The following is a 7,574-nucleotide window of genomic DNA, read 5'->3' on the forward strand; positions in this document are numbered from 1 at the left end:
CCCGATCGTCAAGTGCGGTGCCGACGGCCGTCCGTGACGGTTCGACCGCACACCCGGGCCCCGCCCGACCTGCCATCCCCGGGGAGGGGATCCGATGAGAAGAGCATTCGTCGGCGCGGCCGTGGCCGCGCTCGTCCTGTGCGGCGGTCTGATGGCCGTCGCCCGGCCCGGCGGCGGACCGGCCGCACCGGCCGCCGGCGCCACCGCCTCCGCCGCGCCGTTCAACCCGACCGACGTCGCCTGGCTCCAGCTCGCCGCACCCATGACCGAACAGGCCGTCCACCTCGCCGGACTCGTCACCGCCCGATCCGCGTCGCCCGAACTGCGGGCCCTCGCCGACACCGTCACCCGGGGCGACACCGCCGACCTCGGCCGTCTCCGCGCGCTCATCGCGCAGGCCGGGGCGAGCGGCGCCAACCCGCACGAGGGCCACGACATGCCGGGCATGACCACCGCCGCCGAGTACGCCGCCGTCGAGCAGGAGCAGGGCGCCGCCTTCGACCGCCTCGCCACCACCCACCTGCGCGAATACCTGGAGCAGTCGGTGCACCTCGCCGAGGCCGAGAGCACCGCGGGCAGCCGGCCGGACGTCCGCGCCCTCGCCGCCGACATCCGGCGCAACCGCACCGCCGAACTCGGAGGACTCCCGGGCTGACGGCGAGGCCGCCGGACGGGCGGGATCGGCTGCCGGAGACCGACGGCCGGGCGGCCCGAGGTGCCGGGGACCGGGCGCCCGAGGGGTCGCGGGCCGCGGTCGTCCGGGGCGTCGCGCTGCCCCGGCACCGGAGTGCCGCACACGAAGCAGGCCCGCGCCGGGGCCCGGAGGCCCGAACGCCCGCTCCCGGCGGCACCGGCGGTCCGTGCCGTCTCCTACCATGGCGGGCATGAACACTGGGGGGCCCGAATCACGGCTCATCGACGGCCGTTTCGAACTGCTGCAACGCCTCGGGGGCGGAGGCATGGGCCTCGTCTGGCGGGCCCGCGACAATGCGCTGCACCGCGAGGTGGCGCTCAAGGAGGTGCGGCCGCCCGACCCGGCCATGGCCGCCGCCGACCCGGCGGGGGCCCGGGAACTGCGCGAGCGGGTCCTGCGCGAGGCGCGGGCGCTCGCCAGGCTGCAGCACCCCCATGTCGTGATCATCCATCACATCGTCGACAGCCCCGAACACCCGCACCCGTGGCTCGTCATGGAGCTGGTCGGCGGCGGCAGCCTCGCGGACCGGCTGGCGCAGGGCCCCCTCACCGTGCCGGAGGCCGCCCGGATCGGCCGCGGCGTGCTCTCCGCCCTGCGGGCCGCCCACGCGGCCGGCATCCAGCACCGCGACGTCAAGCCCGGCAACGTCCTGCTGCGCACCGACGGCACGCCCGTGCTCACCGACTTCGGCATCGCGGCGATGCAGGGCGCCACCGCCCTCACCGCGACCGGCTCGCTGATCGGTTCGCCCGAGTACATCGCCCCCGAGCGCATCCGCGGACAGGAGGGCAACCCCTCCTCCGACCTGTGGTCGCTCGGCATGATGCTGTACGTCGCGGTGGAGGGCCACCACCCGCTGCGCCGCGCCACCACGCTGGCGACCCTCGCCGCGGTGCTCGACGAGACGCTCCCGCCGCCGGTCCGCTCGGGTCAGCTGGGGCCGCTGCTCTCCTCGCTGCTCGCCCGCGACCCGGCCGCCCGGCCCGACGCCGAGATGCTCGACCGGCTGCTCGCCGCCGCGGAGCAGGGCGGGGCGCCGCCCGTTGCCTGGGCGCCCACCTCGCTCGACAACCTGGGCCCGGGCCCGTCCGCCACACCGTTCCCGAAGCCGGGCGCGAACGTCCACACCGGCCCGAACGTCCACGTCGGCCCGAACGTCCACACCGGTACGAACGGCCACGGCGCGGACACCCCGACGGCCGGCCCGGCGCACCCGGTCGCGCCCTACGGCGAGGTGCCGCCCGTCGGCGGGGTTCCCGGCGGCTACGGCTACCCCTCGCCGACCGGCCCGACGAACCCGTGGAGCCCGCAGGCCGGCCACCCGTCGTACGCGCCGCCGCCCGGCCCGTACGGCGCCCCGGACAGCGGTTCGCACACCGGGCCGTTCCCGGCCGTGCCCGCCCGCCGCAGCCGTGCGGCGGTGGTGGCGGTCTCCGTGGCGGGCGTGGTCCTCGCCGGCGGCCTGGCCTGGTCGCTCCGGCCCGACGGCAACGCCTCGAACAAGAGCGGCAGCCAGGGCCTCTCCACCTCCTCGCCCGGCAGTGCCACCGGCGGCGGTACGGGCTCCGGAGGTACGGCGTCCGGCGGGGCGTCGCCGGCCGCGGCGACCTCGAAGGCCGGCGCCTCGCGGACGGCCGCGCCGCCCGCGGACGCCAAGAACCTCCACACCCCGGCGGGCCTGCGGGCCGTGGTCGACGCGATCAAGCAGACGGCCGGCACCACCCAGGTCTACAGCCTGGTGGTCTACCCCACCTACGCGATCGCCGAGGTGCCGAAGGCGCCCGGGTCCAAGCAGTACGACTACGTCGACTACCGCAACGGCGCCGCCACCAAGCGCCGCGGCAGCACGCAGATCGGCGACGAGAAGCCCGTCGACCTGACCGTCTACAACTGGGATCTCGTCCCCGGCCTGATCAAGAAGGGCGAGGAGACCCTCAACGTGCCGAAGCCCACGACCCGCTACGTCTCGATCGACCCCACGTTCTTCTCCGACGACGTGAAGAGCCTGTCGATCTACATCGGCGACGAGTACGGCAGCGGCTATCTCGCCGCGGACCTCAAGGGCAAGGTCATCCGGAGCTACCCGGCCGAGAGCTGACCGGGCCGGAGGCCGGGCGGCGGGGTGGCGGGCACCCGGGTGAGGGCCGTGGCGCGCGGCCGCGGACCGAGGGCGGGGACTGCGGGCGGGGATCGCGGCCGGGGTGTCCGAGCCGGTGCGCGAACGATGCAGGTCACCCCGCCGCCCCGCCCGCGGGAGAGTGGAGAGGTCACCTCACCCGGCCCGTGGAGGCCGTCATGTCGATCGCGTCCATTCCCCTCTCGTCCCCGTTCCCGGTGCCCGGGATCCGTCCCACCGAGACCCCGGAGTGCGAGGCGTCCACCTGTCACGCCATCTCGACGCCCGAGCGGGTCGAGCTGCACAACGCCTGGCCCGGCTGGATCCCGCTGCTGCTCATCGGCCTGCTGGTGGTCGCCTGCGCAGGTTTCGCGATCGGCCGGATCCTGGCCTTCTGACTCCGGTCGGGCACCCGCCCGTCCGTCCGGTCCGGCCCGCCACCCGGCGGGCCGGACCGTCGTGGTTCCGGCGCGGGGCCGCGGTGTGCGGTCGTGCGCGGTGCGGCGGGGGCGGGGGCGGGCGGTGGCTCAGCCGAGGGCGAGCAGGCAGACGGAGGCGGCGGCCGTCCCGAGGCCGACCAGCTGGGTGCGGCCGAGCCGTTCGGCGAGCACGGTACGGGCGAGCAGCACGGTGCCGGCCGGGTAGAGGGCGGTGATGACTGCGACGACGGCGAGGTCGCCGCTGCGGACCGCCAGCAGGAAGGCGAGGTTGGCGAGGGAGTCCAGGGCGCCCGCACCGGCGGCGATCGGCAGCGAGGGCCGTTCCGGGCCCAGCCGCCGGTGCAGGGCGAGGGCCGCCGCGACGGTCACGACGGAGGAGACGGCGCGGCCGGTGACGAGCGGGGCCAGACCGCTGTCGGCGGGGGCCCGGTCGAGACAGACGAGCTGCAGGGCGATGGCCGTTCCCGCGGCGACGGCGAGCAGCAGCGCGCTGCGCCCGGGGCGTGCGGGCGGGCGGCCGGTCCGGGTGTCCCGGTCGTCGCCGGGGCCGGCGACCAGCACGACGGCGACCAGGGCGAGGGCGATCCCGGCGACGGCCGCGGCACCCAGGTGCTCGCCCTGGGCGAGACCGACGCCGACCGGCAGCGCGGCGGAGACCACCGCGCTCACCGGCGAGAGCACGCTCATCGGGCCGATCGCCAGGGTGCGGTAGAGCAGGGCGAACGCGGCGGCGGAGGCGAGGCCGGAGGCGGCGCCCCAGCCGAGGGCGGAGGCGCTCCACGTGGCGCCGAGGACGGGCCACAGCACGAGTTCGACCGCGAGGCTGACGGGTGCGGCGATCATCACCGTGCGCAGCACGTGGGCGCGCCGGGCGCCGAGGCCGCCGAGGAAGTCGGAGCACCCGTAGGCGAGGGAACTGCCCAGGGCCAGGAGCACGGCGAGCACGGGTGGCCCCTTTCGGTTCATCGGACCGACCTGAGTCTACATTCGAATGACCGAAGGGGTGCACTGCTCCGACCGGAGGGTACATTGGGGCGACCGAGGACGAGGCCGACGGCAAGGGGTGGTCCGGTGGCCGAGGTGTCGCTGACGCTGCGGACGGTGGCGCGCAACGTACGGGCCGCCCGTGCGCGGGCAGGCCTGTCGCTGGAGCAGCTGGGCGTGCGCGCCCAGGTCAGCAAGGGCGCGCTGGTGGCTCTGGAGAACGCCCAGGGCAACCCCAACCTGGGCACCCTGGTGCGGCTCGCGGACGCCCTCGGCCTCGCGGTCTCGGACCTGGTCGACGAACCCCGGCAGGGCAGGGTGCAGATCGTCGACGGCGCCGCTGCCGCCCCGCTGTGGAGGGGGGAGCACGGCGGCTGGGCGCGGCTCGTCCTCACCACCCCCGGGCCGGCCCAGGTCGAGCTGTGGCACTGGCGGCTGCACCCCGGCGAGGCGTACGAGAGCCACCCGCACCCGGCGGGCGTCACCGAGACGCTGACCGTGACCGCCGGGCGGATGGTCCTGGAGGTCGGCGGCGCCGGGCACCCGCTGGCCGCCGGCGCGAGCGCCACCTTCGGCGCCGACGTCGGGCACGCCTACCGCGGCGCGGGCGACGGGCCCTGCGACCTGATCATGACGGTGCACCTGCCGCCCGCGGCGCCCTGACCCGCCCGCACGCCCCGTCCGTCCGGCCGCCCGGTGACCGGGCCCGCGGCGGAAACATCGCACACGCAGCGTGTGTTTTCTGGCACACTGGGTGACCGGATCGTGGGCTTCCACGGGCGTCCCCGGGCGCGCCGGGGCGGCGCCGCGGAGCCGGGCGAGCCGGCCGTCGAGGGGGCGTATGGACACCGTGATCGTGCAACTGCCGGACGGGCCGGGGGCCGCACCGGGCGCGCCCGCGCTGCTGCGCATGGGCCCCGGCGACGCCGCGGAGTTCGGCCGCGGCGCCCCCGCGTGCCCGGTCGCCATCCCGCTGCCCGACCAGGGCGTCTCGCGCCGCGCGGGCGAGGTGACGGCCGCCGAGGACCACTGGCGGCTCTCCAACTTCAGCCGCTCGGCGACGTACGTGGTGGAGAACCTGGAAGGCGCCGGCGAGCACCTGAAGGTGGCGCCCGGGCGGCTGGGTGCCCCCGTGCCGTTCGAGTTCTCGCGGGTGGTCCTGCCCTCGCTCGGGGGAGGCTGCCGCTTCAAGGTCTTCGCCCCGCAGCACGCCTATCTCGACCCCGTCCGGCAGCGGGCGCCGGGCGACTGCACCGTCAGTCCGTTCGCGCTGGACGCCACCGCGAAGTACTTCCTCGTGCTGGTGGCGCTCTGCGAGCCCCGGCTGCGCGGCACCACCGCGGCGGCGGTGCCCGGGGTCGGCGACGTCGTCGAACGGCTGCGCGCGGACCCGGCCTGCCGGGACGTCACCCGGTCCGCCGTGAACTACCACATCGACTACCTGGCGGAGTCCAAGCTGCGGCTGGTCCCGGGCGACGGCGGTCTGCGCAAGCGCGAGGAGCTCGTCGGGCTCGCGCTCCGCTTCGACCTGGTCCGCGAGGAGCACCTCGCCCTGCTGCCCCCGCGCCGCCCCCGGTCCTGAGCGCCCGGTGAGCGACGACGCCCTGCCCGGCGCGGGCCCGGAGGTGCCCTACGGCTACCGCGTGGCGGGCTACCGGATCACCGACCGGATCGGGGCCGGGGCCTGGGGCGCCGTCCACGCGGCCGAGCGGCTGGCGGACGGCGCCCCCGCGGCCGCGAAGTTCCTGCCCGCCGCGGCGCGTCCGGGCGGGCTGCGTCCTGCCGCCGCCGCGCCCGCCCTCAGGGAGGCGGAGGCCGGCCGTCGGCTGGAGCACCCGCGGCTGATCCGCACCCTCGCCACCGCCACCGTCCGCGACCCGGAGCTGCCGGGGCTGGACGGCGCCGTGGTGCTCGTCATGGAGCGCGCCGACCGCAGCCTCGCGGACCTGCTCGCGGACGGGACGCCGCTGCCGCCTGCCGTGGCCGGACGCCTGCTCGCCGAGGTGTGCGAGGGCCTCGCCCACATGCACGCGCACGGCTGGGTGCACGGCGACCTCAAGCCCGCCAACGTGCTGCTGATGGCCGACGGCGGCGCGCGCCTCGCGGACTTCGGGCTCACCGCCGAGCTGGAGGGCACGCACGCGTACGCGGCGCCGTTCGGCACGCCGGACCACGTGCCGCCGGAGTGGTGGTCCGAGCGGACCGGCGCCCGCGGGGTGGCGCTGCGCCCGGCGTCCGACGTGTGGGCGTTCGGCGTGCTGGCGCACCAGGTGCTGGCGGCCGGGCTGCACCCCTTCCCGGGGGCCACGGCCCGGGCCCGGGCGCTCGCCGCGCAGGCGTACGCCCGCGGCCGCGAGCCGCTGCGGCTGGACGCCCGCGTGCCGGGGCCCTGGCGTCCGGCGATCGCCGCCTGCCTCGCGCCGGTCCGGACGGACCGTCCCGCGGACGCCGGGGAGCTCGCCGCACGGCTGCCTCCGGCCGCTGCCCGGGCCGACGCGGCCGAGGGCCCGCGCCGCCCGGCGCGCCCGTGGCCGACCCGCCGGGCGGCGTGGGTCGCGGGCCTTGCGCTCGCGGGCGTGGCGGCCGTGGCGGCCGTCGCGGTGCTCCCGGCCGGTACGGCAGGGCCCGCCGGTACTGCCGGTACTGCCGGTACCGCCGTGACCGGACGCCCGGCCGCGGCCACGGCGGCGGCGGACCTGCTGCCGGGGGCGCTGCCGCCCGGGGCGGACGTGCCGGCCGCGCTGCGCGGGCCGATCGACCGGGCGGCCCGCCGCTGCCCCGAACCGGAGGTGACCCCGGCGCTGCTCGCCGCGATGGTCAAGGCGGAGAGCGGCTTCGACACGGCGGCGGCCCGCCCGGAGACCGACGAGTACGGCGTCGCGATGTGGACGCCGTCGGTGTTCCGGGCCTGGGCCCAGGACGGCGACGGCGACGGCCGGGCGGACTACCGGCAGCCCGCCGACGCCATCGTGTCGATGGGGTCGTACGTCTGCTGGCTGGCCCAGCGGATGAAGGCGCGCGGTCTGCACGACGACCTGCCGGGCCTGCTCGCGGCCGGGTACCGGACGAGCGACAAGACGGTCGCGGAGGAGGGCGGGGTGCCCGCGCGGGTGGCGGCGCACGCGGCGAAGGTCAGGCGGTACCTCGCCGACTACACGGGCTGAGCCGCACCCGGCACCGCACAGGATCCCCGCCCCGCAGCCCTGCCCCGCCCCGACGCCCCGCAGCCCCGCAGCCCCGCCGACGCGCGGCCGCGGCCCCGCCCCCCGGGGGGGGGGGGGGGGGGGGGGGGGGCGGGGGGGGGGGGGCGGGGGGCGGGGGCGGGGGGGCGGGGGGGGCG

At 77.7% G+C, this 7,574-nt stretch carries 7 protein-coding genes; 6 read left to right on the forward strand and 1 reads right to left on the reverse strand.

Features of this window, described 5'->3' with window-relative positions:
* Positions 1-94: 94 nt before the first annotated feature.
* The 3 genes from SNE206_RS19890 (at position 95) to SNE206_RS19900 (ending at position 3,208) form a co-directional block, all read left to right on the forward strand.
* Positions 95-655, forward strand: coding sequence for a DUF305 domain-containing protein (locus SNE206_RS19890; protein ID WP_407914771.1), 561 nt, complete (start codon positions 95-97; stop codon positions 653-655).
* Positions 656-884: 229 nt separating this feature from the next.
* The gene (locus SNE206_RS19895) at positions 885-2,792 is read left to right on the forward strand and encodes a serine/threonine-protein kinase (RefSeq protein ID WP_407914772.1); all 1,908 of its coding nucleotides are present in this window, start codon (positions 885-887) and stop codon (positions 2,790-2,792) included.
* A 197-nt stretch (positions 2,793-2,989) separates the two neighbouring features.
* Entirely contained in the window at positions 2,990-3,208 is a 219-nt protein-coding gene (locus SNE206_RS19900; protein WP_407914773.1) for a DUF6480 family protein, read from the forward strand.
* Between the two features lie 129 nt (positions 3,209-3,337).
* Here SNE206_RS19900 and SNE206_RS19905 read toward each other — a convergent pair whose 3' ends face one another.
* Complete coding sequence (locus SNE206_RS19905) at positions 3,338-4,195, reverse strand: EamA family transporter (RefSeq protein WP_407914774.1); 858 nt, start codon at positions 4,193-4,195, stop codon at positions 3,338-3,340.
* Positions 4,196-4,321: 126 nt separating this feature from the next.
* Between SNE206_RS19905 and SNE206_RS19910 the strand changes: the two genes are divergently transcribed.
* From SNE206_RS19910 to SNE206_RS19920, 3 genes are all read left to right on the forward strand, one after another.
* Positions 4,322-4,897: a helix-turn-helix domain-containing protein gene (locus tag SNE206_RS19910; RefSeq protein WP_407914775.1), complete on the forward strand. Its 576-nt coding sequence runs from the start codon at positions 4,322-4,324 to the stop codon at positions 4,895-4,897.
* 178 nt (positions 4,898-5,075) lie between these two features.
* Entirely contained in the window at positions 5,076-5,816 is a 741-nt protein-coding gene (locus SNE206_RS19915; protein WP_407914776.1) for a serine/threonine protein kinase, read from the forward strand.
* A gap of 7 nt (positions 5,817-5,823) precedes the next feature.
* On the forward strand, positions 5,824-7,398 hold the full coding sequence (locus SNE206_RS19920; RefSeq protein WP_407914777.1) for a serine/threonine-protein kinase: 1,575 nt from the start codon (positions 5,824-5,826) through the stop codon (positions 7,396-7,398).
* Positions 7,399-7,574 lie beyond the last annotated feature (176 nt).

The sequence above is a fragment of the Kitasatospora sp. NE20-6 genome, from assembly GCF_045862635.1.

Excerpts from the sequence above, each read along its gene's own strand:
- SNE206_RS19890 (WP_407914771.1), top strand. The coding sequence starts at position 95 with ATGAGAAGAGCATTCGTCGGCGCGGCCGTGGCCGCGCTCGTCCTGTGC.
- SNE206_RS19895 (WP_407914772.1), top strand. The coding sequence starts at position 885 with ATGAACACTGGGGGGCCCGAATCACGGCTCATCGACGGCCGTTTCGAA.
- SNE206_RS19900 (WP_407914773.1), top strand. The coding sequence starts at position 2,990 with ATGTCGATCGCGTCCATTCCCCTCTCGTCCCCGTTCCCGGTGCCCGGG.
- SNE206_RS19915 (WP_407914776.1), top strand. The coding sequence starts at position 5,076 with ATGGACACCGTGATCGTGCAACTGCCGGACGGGCCGGGGGCCGCACCG.